The organism is Gloeocapsopsis crepidinum LEGE 06123, assembly GCF_015207655.1.
Lineage (GTDB): Bacteria > Cyanobacteriota > Cyanobacteriia > Cyanobacteriales > Chroococcidiopsidaceae > Gloeocapsopsis > Gloeocapsopsis crepidinum.
On sequence record NZ_JADEWN010000034.1, the window covers coordinates 42,043 to 57,986 of the forward strand.

Sequence of the window (15,944 nt, forward strand, 5' to 3'; positions counted from 1 at the left end):
TTTAGGAGGAGTTTAACGAATGTTCAGCCGAAGTCAAATTTGGGGAAGTCTTGCAGGATTAGGGTTGCTGTTGGGAACTACATCAGGTAGTGCATTGGCACAAATGCCTTATGAAATGCCAGGTGAAATCGCTCCAACGAATCAATTTCGTCGCATTGAACAACCTTTAGGGTTAAAAGTTGGCGTGACAGTAGGTGGTATTGCTTTGATTGGGCTAGAGTTATGGTGGTTTTTGCTGAGTAAAACTAAATCTCAACAAGCACAAGCGCATCAAGGAATTCAAGAGTTAACAATCGCAGTCGATGGTGGCTATCAACCCGATCGCATTGTAGTCAACGCAGGTCAACCTGTGCGACTTAACTTTCTGCGTCGCGATCCAAGTAGTTGTCTAGAAAAAGTGTTATTCCCCGACTTTCATATTGCGCAAGATTTAGAGTTAGATCGTGTCACTCCTGTTGAATTTACACCTGCAAAACCAGGGCAATATCAATTTACCTGCGGCATGAATATGTTTCGCGGTGTAGTGGAAGTACGATAAATTGATGTCATTGATTAGAGCCTTTGGATAAGGGTAATGGGTAATTGTTAATGAAGCTTTTCCATTACCAATGACAATGTTTCTATTTTTGAATATTGGGACAAATTGTGTCTTCGTGTTGATGAGGGAAATCTTCCCAGCCTGAGAGTAATCCATTTAATTCAGCACGTAGAGTTAATAGTTGCTTGACTTGTTGGTCAATTTGTGTAACTTTTTCCTCTAATTTTTCCTTGACCTCACCGCAGGGTAGTTCGCCGCGATCGTGAACGTTGAGAATCTCGCCGATTTCTTCGAGGCTAAGTCCAAGACTTTGGGCGCGTTTAATAAAAGACAAGCGCGTTAGCACGTCAACAGAGAACTGCCGAAAACCCCCTTCAGTTCGTCCTGCTGATTGCAGTAAACCCAAGCTTTCATAATAGCGAATTGTTCTAATCGGAATTCCACTCAGTGCTGTTACTTGCCCAATTAAAAGTGCTTTTTTATCTTGAGTTAACATTAACTACCTCCAGACTGATAAGATTGGACATTCACATTAAAGTACTACTGTCATTGCTCAACTCTCTAGTTAACTAGAGATTTATTATAGCTTTTATTCAGCAATAGAGTAGCTCGGATTTGGCATACTGGATGGTATGTATACTGAAACATAGTGCCTGTGACTATTCGCGATCGCATTCTAGATGCAGCTAGACACTTAGCTAAAGATTACCCCATTGACAAAATCACTATGAGTGCTATCGCACAGAAAGCGGGTGTTAGTCAACCAACAGTTCGTCGCTACTTGGGTAGTAAAGATCAACTACAAGCATTTCTAGCAAATGAGCAACAGCGATCGCCACAGTCAGCACCGTTGGATACTCGCAGTCGAATTCTACAAGCAGCGCAGCAAGTATTTGCGCAAGAAGGCTACGAACGAGCAACCCTTGATGCGATCGCTAACGCAATTGGTTTAACGAAAGGTGCTGTTTACTGGCACTTTCAAAGCAAAAGTGACTTATTTTTAGCATTACTAGAAGAACAATTGCAGTCTCCTCTATCTATCACGCCAGAAGTTGCTCAGCAAACTTTGAATCACCCTAATCCACAAGCAGAAGTTGCTAAGGTACTTGCTAGACAACTACACCACATTACAGCTAATCCCAACTGGTGCCGTCTTTACATGGAGTTTATGGTTCAAAGTCGCGAACCAGAGGTGCAAAACGTATTAATTAGTCCTAACTGTCGCGAACGTGAAACTGCGATCGTACAAATGCTGCATCGATTGCAAGCTGAGGGAAAACTAGCTGCTGATGTCGATCCTTTTGTGATTGGAGTCTTCTGGGCTGCGCTGATTGATGGATTAATGCTCGCACAAATGGTGGAACCGGAACGCATTAACCTTGTAGCTTGGAGCGATCAGCTTGCAAGGCTTCTGTGGCAAGGAATTCAACCAACATCAAATAGTTAAATTATGTAGCAACTCTTTGCGAGCAATCTTTTTTAGGTTAACATACTATACAGTCGGTATGTTGAAACAAAAGGAGAGTAAACTATGTTGCACAATGGTGTGGAACCAAAAACACAACGTACTCCAGGTTGGTATCAACGCTTTTTTGCCTGGATGATGGCACATGGAAATGCAGACTATGAGGCAGCGATGCGCGATCGCAAGCAAAAATTATTTGCTGGAGTGCATGGCAATGTTTTAGAAATTGGACCAGGAACAGGACCTAACTTGTCTTACTATCCTCACGATACGCACTGGATTGGAGTTGAGCCAAATCCGTATATGCATTCTTATTTGAAACAAGAAGCCGAACGTGTTGGGTTAGATATTGAAATTCGTCATGGTACTGCGGAACGACTCGATGCGGAGGATAACAGTGTGGATGCAGTTGTTAGTACACTTGTTCTCTGTTCAGTAAATGATTTGGAAGGAACACTAAAGGAGATTTTGCGAGTGCTTAAGCCTGGCGGTCAGTTCTTTTTTCTCGAACACGTTGCGGCTCCTCAAGATACAAGGCTGCGTAAAATTCAAAATTGGATTAGTCCGCTTTGGCAAGTTCTGGGTGACGGGTGTCATCCAAATCGAGAAACTTGGAGTGTATTAGAAAAGGTAGGTTTTGAAAAGCTAGATTATGAGAATTTTCAAGCAGATGCAGTACCAGCACTTGTGAGTCCGCAAATTATTGGTGTAGCAACAAAGAAGGCTAAATAGTCCTGTAAGAATTGCAGATGCCCTGCGACTGAAGTCGGGGCTACCCAAGTAAAGTTTTAAGTTTTGAATTTTGTTAGCGTAGCGGTGCCTTAGCACGTTTTGTTCGCGTAGCGTGCCGGAGGCATTTATTAAAAGAATTTGCCTAACTCAACACTCAAAACTCAACACTCAGAACTTTGAATTGGTGGATTTAGTTTATGTAGCTGCGAATTTATTCGCCAAGCTTGGTTTTGCGAAAGACAACATTATAGAGATTGCCTTCCCAATCATCAACAACTTGCTCTACTTCAAACCCTGCTTGCGTCACTTCTTCAATTAGTAGTTCTTTTGTAATACCATGACCGCCTCGGTTTTCTGGCACACCTTCTAACTTCCAAAAATTTAAGAACCAATTAGGAGGAAAGTCTGCGATCGCTAGCAATCCTTGAGGTTGTAAAGACTGCTGCAAACTCTCATTCATGCGTTCGGGTTGCGTGAAGTGATGATAGACGCCTCTCATAAAAATTGCATCGCAACATTCTGGCGGTAAGTTGGTTCGATCGACTGCTCCTTGAATCACTTGTACGTTTGTCAGATTATGCTTTTTTACGTTATTTTGGATCGCTTTTAATTGCTGTGGGTTGAGTTCCGTCGAGTAGATCTTGCCACTAGGACCAATATGCTGTGCAATGCGGACAGTTAAATCTCCATTTCCAGCACCAATTTCTGCAACAACTGCACTAGGTTGCAAGTTCAATAAATGACTCAACCGATTTGCTTCATTGTCGAGAGAGTGTTTGTTGTAGAACACCCAAGAAAAATAGGAGGCGATCGCTACCAATCCCATGAACCAAAATAGTTCTTTGTGGCGTTTAAAATTTTTAATCATAGTTGTGAATGGTTGAACGTAATTGATTACTGTTTAAATCCCAGACACGCAATACTTGACCAACGAGGAAATCCGTTAGTCAGTGAATAGCAATGAATATCAGTCAATCCTGCCTTGGTCATCATCTCTACTAAAATCTCCGGTGTCAGACAAGCATTGCCCCACTGCAACTGAATCAAAGATCCAAGTAGTCCTGGAAGCGTTACGACAACGATTAGTGGTGCTTTTGGGCGTAACACCCTGACCATTTCTAGGAGTCCTCGATCAGGATTAGGCAAATGCTCTAACATATGCGCACTCATAACCAAGTCATAAGTGTTGTCATGAAAAGGCAAAAGCCGCACGTTACCCTGATAGACTTGATGATTCACTCCTGCTTGATTGAGTAACTGGTGCGCCTTCGCTAACATTTCTGGAGAAATATCTACACCAACAATCTTTAAATGGTCTACAGTTTGGGCTAAAGCGAGACTCAGGGCACCTGTGCCAATGCCACAATCGCATACACTTGAGCGATCGCTAAGAGTTAACATTCCAGATTTTTGTAGCGATCGAAATAACTTAACGTAGGCACGGTGATAACCAAAAAGTTGAAGGTAAGCGTGCCAGCGTGGAGCAGCCTTATTGTACATTTGGCGCAGTTGATCGTTTGTCGGACAAACTCGCTGAATTGAAATTTGCCACCATCCGATAACCCACTGCATGAGAAAAACTCCTGACGACATCAAGTTGCTATAGTTTCAATGTCGCGCTTACAGCAGCAATTTCCAATGTCCAAAAGGATAGGTGCAAGGATGGTTTTTCTATGCCAATTCAAAGAATGGTTGCTACAAATCAGGATCTCATCTTCTTTCTCCCGCGGTTCCCTCAACCTAAGAGATCGCGATTGTTTTGTGTAACGTTATTGCTTGAGGATCTCAAGTAAGTCGTCTGGAATAGACATTCTTTGTGTATTCTCAAGGTTCACTTTGCCATCTCGCAACGAGCGTTTGCGCCCAAATAGTAAGGTCAAGGGTGCTGCCCATACAGTTTGCCAGAATTGTCCGTGAATCTCCTTAATATCTCTTTGTAACCAAGCTAGCTTCAGCATTTCCCAGTGAGCGATCGCATGCGGCACAGGATACATCTGACCAAGAATATGTGCTCTTTGCAATGCTGTCCACGCATCTGCAAATTTTTTTGCTTCAAGGGCTAGTTGTGCTTTAGCTATTTCGGCTTGAAAATGTTCGCGTAAGATTGCTTTCATCAGCGCCTCCTATCTTGGGTAAAAACTAATTCTGTAAGCATTCACCCCAAGACTGCTTTAATTCCAATATGATTCTTTCGGGACAATTAGCCACTAGCCAAAAGGATGGTTGGCAGTATTTTTTACGATCCCCTACTCCAAAAGCCCAATTTCTCTGGCTCGCATGACTGCCTGAGTGCGGTTACTTGCGTTCAGCTTGCTGTAGATATTGCGGGCGTGCCATTTCACAGTGGGGAGACTGACAATCAGTTCATCTGCGATCGCCTGATTAGAAAGACCATTCGCAAGATAATGTAAAACCTCTAGTTCGCGATGACTCAAAGGTTCAATTAGAGACTGGGCTGGAGTCGGAACAACGACGTGACCAAAAGCTGCAAACAAACAACTGACATATTTTGGATGAATTCTTTGTGTAGCAGCATGACGCAACAACGCAATCATCGGCTTGCCTTCATCGACAAACAGCCAAATATATTCTCCACTACGGGGGATATAAAGTGCTTTTTCTAAGCAGTGTAAAGCTTGCGCTATATCTCCGCGAGCTTGAAATACTAAAGCTTGCAATATTAATACTTCCATTACTCGTGCTTTACGCCCACCTGCTTTGGCAAAATCATAAAGTCGGGCAAGTAGTCGCATCGCATTATCGAGATATAACTTAGATTCATTTGCCGACGTACCACGAGCAATAAGTACTCTCGCAAAAGTGAGGTAATCTAGCTCAGAACTATATTGCAGTTCATCCTCTACATCTAGATCGCTATTTTCTGCCCAGGCGATCGCTTCTGCCAAATTTCCCTGCGCCAGATGCAATCGTACTCGACAAGTCGCAACAGAAAGAATTGTAGGCCACAACCACGTTGGTAATTGCTCTGCTGCTTGAATTGCTTCCCAGGCTGCTTGCGTATCGCCTTGCGCTTGACGCACTCGTGCTAAGGTAATGTAGCCCATCATGACACCAGGTTGGCGTGTTTGGCTACCGCGTTCGATGCTCTCGTGTAAGTGTTGTGCTGCTGCTTCTAGTTGATTTTGTTCGCGTAAGAATTCAGCGATCGCTACTTGGACTAAAACACCTGCATAGGTTGCTAACCATCCGCGTTTGGTTGCTAGATCGACACCTTGTTGACATAGCGTGACTGCTTGATACATTCGCCCCCGCAAAGCTTGAAACTGCGCCTGTAAATACAAGCCCGCGATCGCTGGATCGGCAATACCTTTAACTTGACCAATGCGAGTGGCTTCATTCAAGACTGGGAGTGCTGCGGTAAAGTTGTCAATGACAAAGTAGGTAACACCCAAATTTAAGACAATCATTGCCCGTATCCAGGAACCATCTTGAGGTAGGAGTTGTAATGCTTGTTGCATCAAGGCGATCGCTGTATTCCCATCTCCCTGCTGTCGTGCTTGCATTCCTTTGATTGCTGTAACGAGTCCCCAAAGCCTTTGGGTATTTGCACTTTCCTCTTGTGGTTGTTGTGTTAACAAATATTCAATGTTTTGTACTGCAACAAACGCCGCCTCAAATTGTGATAAAGAATATCGCGCCCATCCCTCAGCCAGCAACAACCACGGGCGATTTGCTACGAGTTCCTGAGGTAGTACTTCTAGCCAAGCGAGCAACGTTACCGAATCAAAACGAGGATGACTCGTCTGTGCTTCTTGTTCAATCAATTCTGCTGTCCACAGAAAATCTTGAGCTGCGATCGCGTGTCCAATTGCTTCTAATATGAATTTGTGCTGTGCATACCACCAAGCAGCGCGACGGTGAAACTCTGGTACTTGCTCAGATACGCGGTACAACCGATGATACAGTAGTTCGCGAAAGAGGTGATGATATCGATACCAGTTGCGATCGCGGTCTAACGGCACAACAAATAGATTACGGTGTTCTAGCTGTTCTAATTCAATAACATTTAGCCCATCGTGTCCCACCACGGCTGCACAGAGAGAGTCACACATTCGCTCTAGAATCGAGGTTCGCAAGAGAAAAGTTTGGATGTGTTTGGGCTGGCACTCTAGCACTTCCTCGACTAAATAGTCTAGGATGTAACGCTGGTCTTGCAACGCAATCAATGCAGAGTCTTTAGTATTTCGTACCGACAGTAATGCCAACTGCAACGCGACTACCCATCCTTCTGTTCGGGCTTGAATCGTCTCTAGCTGTTCTTTTGATAGTTGTAAGGACGACTGGTTAACCAACTCAGCTACCTCGGCAATAGTGAACCGCAAATCCGGAGTGCGGATTTCAACTAATTGACCGCAAGCCCGCATTCTTGCTAAAGGTAAAGGAGGATCGACACGACTTGCGATCGCCAAGTGAAGTTGAGGTGGTAGATGCTCAAGCAAAAAAGTGAGTGCTTGTTGAATTAGAGGCGCAGTAATGACATGATAGTCATCCAAAACTAAAACATACTCATCGGGAAGACTAGCAATTTCATTAATTAGTGGAATTAAAAAAGACTCAAACCCAGCAGGTTCGATCGCGTGGAGCATTGCTAGAGTCGATTCTCCGATTTCATGTTTGAATACTTTGAGCGCAGTAACAAAATATGTCCAGAAGCGTAAGGGTTGATTATCACCTTGATCTAAAGATAGCCAGCTGACTGCCATTTCAGTTTGACGCGACCACTCACTTAATAATGTTGTCTTACCAAAGCCAGCAGTTGCCGAAATCAGAATTAACTTACACTCCCTACCCTGATTTAACTGCTCAATTAAGCGATCGCGCCTCACGAGGGACGATCGCATTGTCGGAACATAAAATTTTGTTGATAACAGCGGGCTAGTCATAAGTCCTGCCCATCAATCTTTCTTATAGTTGCAGCACCGCCATGCAGATGAGTTGATTATCAAATTGCGATCGGGCTTGATCTTTAAGCTAGATGCTCGCTTTTTCCTAATTTAGCTTATACGTTAGAGTAAACCCTGGGAATAGATAGTGAGTAGGACGCTCAAGCTATGACTGCTGATTCAGTTATCCCGCGACAAAATCTCTCTGCCAAAATTTTTCATTGGGTCAATATCATTAGTTTGTTATTAATGATTACCAGCGGATTGCAAATATATAATGCCAACCCAGTTTTTGGCGGACGTAACGGCATTCCTTTCCCGCCGATATTTTTGCTGGGAGGTTGGCTAGCAGGCGGGAGACACTGGCATTTTGCCGCCATGTGGCTATTTGCACTCAATTTACTATGGTACGGTATTTATATTCTGGTGACACGCCGCTGGCGACATCGATTTGTTAGTGATAAAGATATCAAAGCACTACAGCGCACTCAAAACCAAAAGCGACGCAACTATGCTTGGCATCGGATTACTTACACGGCGATCGTTCCAATATTACTGCTAGCAATCTTTACTGGATTAGGGATGTATAAACCTGCTCAATTTCACTGGATTGTCGATTGTTTTGGCAGTTGGCAAGCTTTGAGAATTGTTCATTTTGCAACAGTGCCATTAGTAGTTATTTATGCCGCGATTCACTCCTGGTTAAGTCTTAAAGTAGGTGGTTCGCGTTTAGTTGAATCAATGTTTTGGTAATGAGATGAAGAAGCAGAGGTTCCTACAAAGATAGATTGTTACCATTAGTCCACGCAGGTGGACTTCGCTTATATAGCTGCGACTTTAGTCGCCAAGCGTCCCGTCGAATTCACATAAAAAAATGCATCAATTTCCGTCACGTCGCCGCTTTTTAGAATTATCTGGGCTTTCAAGTCTGAGTTTATTACTCGGCGGGTGTGCCCTGAGTTTGGTTGAAGGTGTTGTCGGTAAAACATTTGAACCACTTAACCAAAGCGTCGAGTCTTTACTATTTAATCCTCAAAAGCTGATACCAGAATTTCCTGAAAGTGAGATTGAGCCAGAAGCACTTATTGTTAATACCTATAGATTTACTCCCGTTATCGATCCATCAACTTTTCGATTAATTATCGACGGTGAGGTGAATAATCCCTTGAGCTTGAGCATTGCAGAAATTCAGCAGTTACCACATCAGACAATGACAATTCGTCATGTTTGCGTTGAAGGGTGGGCGGCGATCGTGCAATGGGGTGGTGTCCGCCTTGGCGATTTGGTAACACTGGCGCAACCTAAGTCAGATGTCCGCTATGTATATTTTGAATCGGCTGATGGCTATTACGAAAGTTGGGATTTAGCTTCTGCGGTTCATCCGCAAACACTCCTTGCAGATCAAAAGAATGGAGAACCTTTACCTATAGAAAACGGTGCGCCTTTACGTCTCGCTTCGCCAATTAAACTAGGTTACAAGCAAAGTAAATGGGTAACGCGCATCACATTAGTCAATCAACTGCGGCGTTTTAAGGGATACTGGGAAGATCAAGGTTATGAGTGGTATGCAGGGCTGTAATGTGAGGAGCGAGGGGTGAGGCAGTAAAAGGCTGAAGTTGAATTCCTGCTTTGTAAAAGTGCCGCATTCGTTGTTTGTCGCAGAAAAGTCAGGAAGGCGTAAAATCAGGGAATGGAAAATCAGCAGCAGCAGCAACACCACTTCCCAATTCCTCCTCATACTTGGAATCGTCCCATCGGTCTTGGTTGGGACAATCCCTACACTGTCCGCATGGCTAGTAACTTGGATGATGGTCCTTGGCATGGCATGCCTTTAGGTGGCTTCGGTGCAGGGTGTATTGGTCGCGCTTCGCGGGGCGATTTCAATCTATGGCACATTGATGGTGGCGAACATACTTTTAAAAGTATTCCGGCGTGTCAGTTTAGTGTGTTTGAGCAGCAAGCAGCAACGTCACAAGCTTTTGCTTTATGTACTGAGCCTCCGGTAGATAACACTTTAGCAGCTTGGCAGTGGTATCCAGGGCAGGAGAATGGTGTTTATCACGCGCTTTATCCTCAAAGTTGGTTTGTTTATGAAAATGTCTTTCAAGCACAGCTGAGTTGCGTGCAGTTTTCGCCAATTTTGCCAGAAAATTATCAGGAGACAAGCTATCCTGTTGCCATTTTCGTTTGGACAGCGCATAATCCCACAAATCAGCCACTGACTCTCAGTATTATGCTTTCTTGGCAAAATACAGTTGGTTGGTTTCAAAATGCCATCAAAAATCCTGAAATTAGAATGCGCGATGATGGCAGTCCTGTTTATGAATATGAACCTTGTTTAGGTAATAGTGCTGGTAATTTTAATCGGTTGATTGTTGAAGATAATTATTGTGCTTGCTTATTAGAACGCAGTGCTAGTGATTTACACGACGGTAGCGGACAGTGGGCGATCGCAACTACGCAACAACCCCGTGTAGAACTTTTCTACCACACGCGCTGGAATCCTAACGGTGATGGTGCAGAGATTTGGCACAGTTTTGCCAATAATGGATCTTTACCTAATACTGAAAATACAACTCCAGCAGGAGAACAAGAACAAATTGCAGCGGCGATCGCTCTGCGATTTACACTGCAACCAGGCGAAACTCGCGAAATACCTTTTGCGATCGCTTGGGATTTTCCTGTGACTGAATTTGCGTCAGGAGTGAAGTATTTCCGCCGCTACACCGATTTTTTTGGACGAGGTGGTGATAGTGCAGTGGCGATCGCCCAAACTGCATTGCAAAACTATCAAACTTGGCAACAGCAAATTCAAGCTTGGCAACAACCAATTTTAGATCGCGACGTTCCTAGTCATTTTAAAATGGCACTGTTTAACGAACTGTACGACTTAACGAGTGGTGGTACGTTGTGGAGTGCAGCAGATGAACGCGATCCTATTGGTCAATTTGCAGTTTTAGAATGTTTTGATTACCGCTGGTATGAAAGTTTAGATGTCAGATTGTACGGCTCTTTTGCTTTATTAATGCTCTGGTCTAAACTCGAAAAATCAGTCATCCGCGCCTTTGCCAGGGCAATTGGGCAACGCGACGATCGCACTCGCGTGATTGGTTACTATTATACCCAAGGGCTAGAAAGTCCTACAGCTTTACGCAAAGTTGCTGGTGCGACACCCCACGACTTAGGCGCACCGAATGAACATCCTTGGGAAGCGACTAACTATACAAGTTATCAAGATTGCAACTTGTGGAAAGATTTATCTTGTGACTTTGTCTTACAAGTTTACCGCGACTTTGTGCTGACTGGTGCAACAGATTGGGAGTTATTGTGGGATTGTTGGTCAGCCGTTGTGCAAACACTGACTTATTTAAAGACGTTTGATTTAGATGAAGATGGCATTCCAGAAAATTCAGGCGCACCAGATCAAACATTTGATGACTGGCGCTTGCAAGGTGTCAGTGCTTACTGTGGGGGATTGTGGTTGGCTGCACTCGAAGCGGCGATCGCGATTGGTAAAACTTTACTCAGTTACCCTGACGATCATCCTGTGAGTCAAATTCTGACTTCTGCACTTGATTATCCACCAATTCCTGAAACGATTGATATATTCCAATCTTGGTTAGAGCGATCGCGTCCTATTTATCAGGAAAAACTTTGGAACGGTCAATACTATCGCCTAGATAGCAATAGTGGTTCTGATGTGGTGATGGCAGATCAACTGTGCGGGCAATTTTATGCACGGCTACTCGGATTACCTGACATTGTGCCACATGAGTGTGCTGCTCAAGCTTTAAACACAGTCTATGATGCTTGCTTTCTGAAATTTCATGATGGTCAATTTGGGGCTGCTAATGGTCTAAAAACTGATGGTTCGCCAGAAAACCCGAATGCAACCCATCCACTTGAAGTTTGGACAGGAATTAACTTTGGACTCGCGGCGTTTCTAATGCAAATGGGTATGAAATCTGAAGCCTGGCGCATGACGCAAGCAGTAGTACAGCAAGTTTACGACAATGGATTGCAGTTCCGCACTCCAGAAGCTATTACCGCTAAAGGTACATTTCGCGCGTGTCACTACCTCCGTCCAATGGCAATTTGGGCAGTTTATGGTGTTTTAAGTAGGTGGGCGTAATGATGTATCACAAGCTTTATGCTGGTTAATTGCTAATGATTTTACATTTGTAGAACTTACGCACTTGCCCTCTAAATCCACGCCACTTGCTATCACGGGGGAAACTCCACGCCAGTTTGCTCAACGGGGGACCCCGCACGCAACAGGCTCCACAACGCAGTGGCTACCCAATTCTCGGGAACTTTGAATTTAATTTCCCTCGCCCCCTCTTTATCTCCTCTAATTTTGAGGGAGAAGATAAAGAAAAACATTTATTCACAGGGCTGGGGACGGAATTGACTCAACTACGTAAGTCCTGATTTATTTTCACTTACTTAAAGTTTCTGTAAAGTTCGATCCGAATTTGCGTAGTTCTTGACTGAAACACTGACAAATCTACATAGGTTCGTAGTTTCACTTGTTGCAATATGAGCTTATGCTTTCAGCTGCTCGCGCAGCTAACTTGCACAAACGCAACAATTAGCAAGTTTTATAACCATGCCAGTCAAGAATTTCCTCAAACCTCACCAAAAAGAACAACTGCAGCAAGCGCTGCGCGAAAGTCAATGCCCATACTTCAGGGAAAGGGTGCTAATGTTACTCCTAATGAACGACGGTAAAACTTATCAAGAAATCGCTGATTTTATTGGTTGCTCGTATCGTACTGTAGCTTACTGGTGCACGCATAGCGAGCCAGACAACTTAGATAGTATGAAAGACCAGAGGCAAAATGGTAATTACCGCAAAGCCACAACAGAATACATTGATTTGTTGATGGAAGTCGTACAAAAAAAACCTAGTGAGTTTGGATTAAATTTTGATGCTTGGAGTGGAGAACGACTAGCAAACTATCTTGCACAATCTACAGGCATTCAACTCACAGGAGCACACGTCAGAAAGCTCCTCAAAAAGCAACATGATACCTCTCGAAAGTGCTGTACTAAATGATTTTCTGACATCAAAGCTTAAATATTTTTGAATCTGTTTTGAAAAATCTAGATTTTAATTAAGATAGAACTTAAGGGCAATTTTAAAATTGCCCTTAAAAATGTGTTTTAATAAATTTTGAAAACTTCATAGTTTAAACTTTATAGCTTTACTTAAACTAATACTGCATAACATTAACTAGTGAAACTTTCAATTATATTTCTAATAATTCAATTATAGCTCAATTTTTAAAAGATTTACTGCAGGTTATTTATGCATTTTTGTTGAGTGAATTTCTAAACTGAATTATCTCAAATTAACCAATTTTGGAAAATTTTGCGCGTCTCAGCGAACAATTAATCTAGAATTTACTTAATACTTTGACAAAATCTCTGATTCTTGACTCAAGATAGAGAATAAACCGTTATATATTTGATAATGGTTATCATTACTTATAGTACGAAGGAATGGACACATGGTAACTACAACAACTGACGTTGTCCCCGTTACAGTTCTTACGGGCTATCTAGGAGCTGGTAAAACAACTTTACTCAATCGCATTCTCACTCACGAACACGGAAAAAAGGTCGCTGTGATTGTGAATGAGTTTGGGGAAGTGGGTATTGATAACCAATTGGTTATTGATACAGACGAAGAAATCTTTGAAATGAATAATGGTTGTATCTGTTGTACTGTCCGTGGCGATCTGATTCGGATTATAGGGAATTTGATGCGGCGGCGCGATAAGTTTGATCATTTAGTTATTGAAACAACAGGACTAGCTGATCCTGCACCGGTCATACAAACGTTTTTTGTTGACGAAGATATGCAGACTCAATTGAGTTTAGATGCAGTTGTGACTGTGGTAGATGCTAAGCACATTTGGCAGCACTGGGAAGCAGATGAGGCTCAAGAGCAAATTGCGTTTGCTGATGTCATTTTGCTCAATAAAGTTGATTTGGTGTCAGAAGATGTATTGGAGGAGTTAGAACGACGAATCCGCAGCATGAATGCGATCGCCAAAATCTACCGGACTCGCAATGCTGAGTTGGAAATGGACACATTATTAGGCGTGAATGCGTTTGACTTGAGTCGTGCATTAGAAATTGACCCAAATTTTTTGCAAGAAAACGCCCACGAACATGATGAAACTGTCGGTTCGATTGCTTTGGTCGAATATGGTGCTTTAAATATGGACAGGTTGAATGAATGGATGAGCTATTTGTTACAAACTCGCGGACCTGATATTTTCCGCATGAAGGGTATTCTAAACGTTGCTGGAGAAGATCGTCGCTTTGTTTTTCAAGGTGTACACATGCTCTTTGAAGGTAAGCGCGATCGCCATTGGAAACCCAATGAAACCCGTAAAAATGAGCTCGTGTTTATCGGTCGCAATCTTAATGAAGCTGAGTTACGCGAAAATTTCTTAGCGTGTATAGCGTAGTCGGAAGCAGAGGAAGCAAGAGAGACAGAAAGTCGTGAAGTGTTGAGTTAAGAAAATTCACTCATTCAAAATTCAAAATAATTACCTCCAGTACGCTGCGCGAACAATTCAAAACTCAAAACTCTTGAGGATTCAAAACTCACGCACTAGCCACTAATCACTTGCTCCCCGCTAAATAAGTTCTATGTTTCTTTAAGTTAAAATCATGAAATCTCAAACAGTTAATCATCAGCAATTCGATTTGTACTTTTCCGAAATGCTTGAGGATTACGTCACGGCGATCGCGTGGTCGCCTCAAGGTAACATTTTGGCTGTTTGTTCTGCGGCTGGGGAAGTTATCCTGTGGCAGCATACACCTGATAGCCAAGAAGAATGGCAACGACTATCACTGCAAACAAGTCAGACTCAATCAGTAGACTGTCTTGCTTTTTCTAGTGATGGTTACTTTCTAGCAGCTGGCGGTCAAGCAGGAATTAGAGTTTGGCAGCTGCATCAAGATGCTGAGGTGAATCAGTGGCAACTCCTTAACATAGCGCATCCCCCAAATTGGGTTGATCGACTCGCTTGGAATCCTTTATGCAATCAACTTGCTTTAAGTTTGGGGCGTAATGTTCTGGTGTGGGATGAAACAGCACCAGAAGCAACTATCACACTCAATTTTGATGCTTCTTCAGTACTAGGATTAGATTGGAGCTTTGATGGTCAGTATTTAGCGATCGCAGGATATCAAGGTGTCAAAATTTGGGAAAGCCAAGATTGGAACGAAGACCCTTATATTTTCGATCTTCCGACAGCGACTCTTGCGGTGGCGTGGTCTGGTGATGGTAAATTTTTTGCAATTGGCAATATGGATCGCACGATCGCTGTTTTTGAATGGAATAACCCTAACCCTTGGGTGATGCGGGGTTTTCCTGGAAAAATTCGTCAAATTGCTTGGTCAAACGCAAACAGCCAGCAAAATACTCCTTTGTTTGCAGCAGCTAGTGTTGAAGGTATCGTTGTGTGGTCTAAGCATCCTGACGATCTTGTTGGATGGGAAAGCAGAGTACTACAGCGTCATGTCGGCGTTATACAGGCGATCGCATTCCAACCCCAAAGCTTACTCTTAGCATCTGCTGCTGAAGACGGTTTAGTTTGTTTATGGCATAAAGCTAAACACATCGCCCAAATTTTAGAAGGCGCACCTCAAGGCTTTTCCTGTCTTGCTTGGCATCCCCAAGGTCAGCAACTTGCTGCTGGCGGGAAAAACGGTGAATTACGCATTTGGATGCGATCGCGTCGCAGTCAAGGGTTTAATCATCGCTGATATACATTAAAGCTATTTCACAGACAAAATCTATCAAAGCAATCAATAAATGGCAATAACAATTTAGTCTGTCAACTTACATTAAGTGTGAAATAAGTAAGCGGGTGAAAATAATCGTAACTTAAGGGCTGTTATCGGTCGATGGTTAATGGTCAGTGGAGCAACAATTAATAATTAACCAGAATAAAAGGTGCGATCAATGATGACACCCACCTGCTTAGCTGCTGATGTGGGTAGACAAGATGATTACTCCACACATAATATTTATTTTTTTGAGCTACTGTATGACTCTAATTCAACTACAGCGTCATTCACTAAGCTTTTAGTACTTTTCTTTCTATATATTTTTTCTATGGTTACAATAATTTTTCTTTATGATCCACAAATATATACAGCCTATTGCAAGTTTATGAGGTACAGTAAGAGGAGTACACAAATGAAGTCTAATGAAACCGTACTCGCTCGACTTGCGAGAAAAAATAGTTAAGGCATACACACAAGGTGACACCTCAATCAG

14 protein-coding genes are annotated in these 15,944 nt (G+C 42.9%); 9 read left to right on the forward strand and 5 right to left on the reverse strand.

Annotated elements, in window-relative coordinates; genetic code table 11:
* Positions 1-19: 19 nt before the first annotated feature.
* Positions 20-538 carry a cupredoxin domain-containing protein gene (locus IQ230_RS14540; protein WP_193932681.1) on the forward strand — a complete coding sequence of 173 codons (519 nt, stop codon included), beginning with the start codon at positions 20-22 and terminating at the stop codon, positions 536-538.
* 82 nt (positions 539-620) lie between these two features.
* Here IQ230_RS14540 and IQ230_RS14545 read toward each other — a convergent pair whose 3' ends face one another.
* Complete coding sequence (locus tag IQ230_RS14545) at positions 621-1,034, reverse strand: heavy metal-responsive transcriptional regulator (protein ID WP_193932682.1); 414 nt, start codon at positions 1,032-1,034, stop codon at positions 621-623.
* A 153-nt stretch (positions 1,035-1,187) separates the two neighbouring features.
* Between IQ230_RS14545 and IQ230_RS27690 the strand changes: the two genes are divergently transcribed.
* Positions 1,188-1,985, forward strand: coding sequence for a TetR/AcrR family transcriptional regulator (locus IQ230_RS27690; protein WP_193932683.1), 798 nt, complete (start codon positions 1,188-1,190; stop codon positions 1,983-1,985).
* 84 nt (positions 1,986-2,069) lie between these two features.
* Positions 2,070-2,735: a class I SAM-dependent methyltransferase gene (locus tag IQ230_RS14555; RefSeq protein ID WP_193932684.1), complete on the forward strand. Its 666-nt coding sequence runs from the start codon at positions 2,070-2,072 to the stop codon at positions 2,733-2,735.
* 211 nt (positions 2,736-2,946) lie between these two features.
* On the opposite strand, the gene IQ230_RS14560 is transcribed toward IQ230_RS14555, so the two are convergent.
* The 4 genes from IQ230_RS14560 to IQ230_RS14575 all read right to left on the reverse strand — a co-directional run bounded on the left by IQ230_RS14560 (position 2,947) and on the right by IQ230_RS14575 (position 7,639).
* On the reverse strand, positions 2,947-3,603 hold the full coding sequence (locus IQ230_RS14560) for a class I SAM-dependent methyltransferase (protein ID WP_193932685.1): 657 nt from the start codon (positions 3,601-3,603) through the stop codon (positions 2,947-2,949).
* Between the two features lie 26 nt (positions 3,604-3,629).
* The gene (locus tag IQ230_RS14565; protein WP_193932686.1) at positions 3,630-4,307 is read right to left on the reverse strand and encodes a class I SAM-dependent methyltransferase; all 678 of its coding nucleotides are present in this window, start codon (positions 4,305-4,307) and stop codon (positions 3,630-3,632) included.
* Between the two features lie 197 nt (positions 4,308-4,504).
* On the reverse strand, positions 4,505-4,849 hold the full coding sequence (locus tag IQ230_RS14570) for a DUF3703 domain-containing protein (protein ID WP_193932687.1): 345 nt from the start codon (positions 4,847-4,849) through the stop codon (positions 4,505-4,507).
* A 132-nt stretch (positions 4,850-4,981) separates the two neighbouring features.
* Complete coding sequence (locus tag IQ230_RS14575; protein ID WP_193932688.1) at positions 4,982-7,639, reverse strand: LuxR C-terminal-related transcriptional regulator; 2,658 nt, start codon at positions 7,637-7,639, stop codon at positions 4,982-4,984.
* Positions 7,640-7,807: 168 nt separating this feature from the next.
* Between IQ230_RS14575 and IQ230_RS14580 the strand changes: the two genes are divergently transcribed.
* The 6 genes from IQ230_RS14580 (at position 7,808) to IQ230_RS14605 (ending at position 15,427) form a co-directional block, all read left to right on the forward strand.
* Entirely contained in the window at positions 7,808-8,392 is a 585-nt protein-coding gene (locus IQ230_RS14580; RefSeq protein ID WP_193932689.1) for a cytochrome b/b6 domain-containing protein, read from the forward strand.
* 121 nt (positions 8,393-8,513) lie between these two features.
* Complete coding sequence (locus IQ230_RS14585; protein ID WP_193932690.1) at positions 8,514-9,218, forward strand: molybdopterin-dependent oxidoreductase; 705 nt, start codon at positions 8,514-8,516, stop codon at positions 9,216-9,218.
* Positions 9,219-9,329: 111 nt separating this feature from the next.
* Entirely contained in the window at positions 9,330-11,771 is a 2,442-nt protein-coding gene (locus IQ230_RS14590) for a GH116 family glycosyl hydrolase (RefSeq protein ID WP_193932691.1), read from the forward strand.
* A gap of 477 nt (positions 11,772-12,248) precedes the next feature.
* Positions 12,249-12,698, forward strand: a complete 450-nt coding sequence (locus IQ230_RS14595) for a helix-turn-helix domain-containing protein (RefSeq protein WP_099704067.1) — start codon at positions 12,249-12,251, stop codon at positions 12,696-12,698.
* Between the two features lie 454 nt (positions 12,699-13,152).
* Positions 13,153-14,121 carry a CobW family GTP-binding protein gene (locus IQ230_RS14600; RefSeq protein WP_193932692.1) on the forward strand — a complete coding sequence of 323 codons (969 nt, stop codon included), beginning with the start codon at positions 13,153-13,155 and terminating at the stop codon, positions 14,119-14,121.
* Positions 14,122-14,326: 205 nt separating this feature from the next.
* Positions 14,327-15,427 (forward strand): WD40 repeat domain-containing protein, encoded by a 1,101-nt coding sequence (locus tag IQ230_RS14605; protein ID WP_193932693.1) that lies wholly within the window; start codon positions 14,327-14,329, stop codon positions 15,425-15,427.
* The last annotated feature ends 517 nt before the right edge of the window (positions 15,428-15,944 follow it).

Coding starts and splice junctions, on each gene's coding strand:
- IQ230_RS14540 (WP_193932681.1), top strand. CDS start 20: ATGTTCAGCCGAAGTCAAATTTGGGGAAGTCTTGCAGGATTAGGGTTG.
- IQ230_RS14580 (WP_193932689.1), top strand. CDS start 7,808: ATGACTGCTGATTCAGTTATCCCGCGACAAAATCTCTCTGCCAAAATT.
- IQ230_RS14575 (WP_193932688.1), bottom strand. CDS start 7,639: ATGACTAGCCCGCTGTTATCAACAAAATTTTATGTTCCGACAATGCGA.
- IQ230_RS14595 (WP_099704067.1), top strand. CDS start 12,249: ATGCCAGTCAAGAATTTCCTCAAACCTCACCAAAAAGAACAACTGCAG.
- IQ230_RS14545 (WP_193932682.1), bottom strand. CDS start 1,034: ATGTTAACTCAAGATAAAAAAGCACTTTTAATTGGGCAAGTAACAGCA.
- IQ230_RS14590 (WP_193932691.1), top strand. CDS start 9,330: ATGGAAAATCAGCAGCAGCAGCAACACCACTTCCCAATTCCTCCTCAT.
- IQ230_RS14585 (WP_193932690.1), top strand. CDS start 8,514: ATGCATCAATTTCCGTCACGTCGCCGCTTTTTAGAATTATCTGGGCTT.
- IQ230_RS14600 (WP_193932692.1), top strand. CDS start 13,153: ATGGTAACTACAACAACTGACGTTGTCCCCGTTACAGTTCTTACGGGC.
- IQ230_RS14555 (WP_193932684.1), top strand. CDS start 2,070: ATGTTGCACAATGGTGTGGAACCAAAAACACAACGTACTCCAGGTTGG.
- IQ230_RS14605 (WP_193932693.1), top strand. CDS start 14,327: ATGAAATCTCAAACAGTTAATCATCAGCAATTCGATTTGTACTTTTCC.
- IQ230_RS14565 (WP_193932686.1), bottom strand. CDS start 4,307: ATGCAGTGGGTTATCGGATGGTGGCAAATTTCAATTCAGCGAGTTTGT.
- IQ230_RS14570 (WP_193932687.1), bottom strand. CDS start 4,849: ATGAAAGCAATCTTACGCGAACATTTTCAAGCCGAAATAGCTAAAGCA.
- IQ230_RS14560 (WP_193932685.1), bottom strand. CDS start 3,603: ATGATTAAAAATTTTAAACGCCACAAAGAACTATTTTGGTTCATGGGA.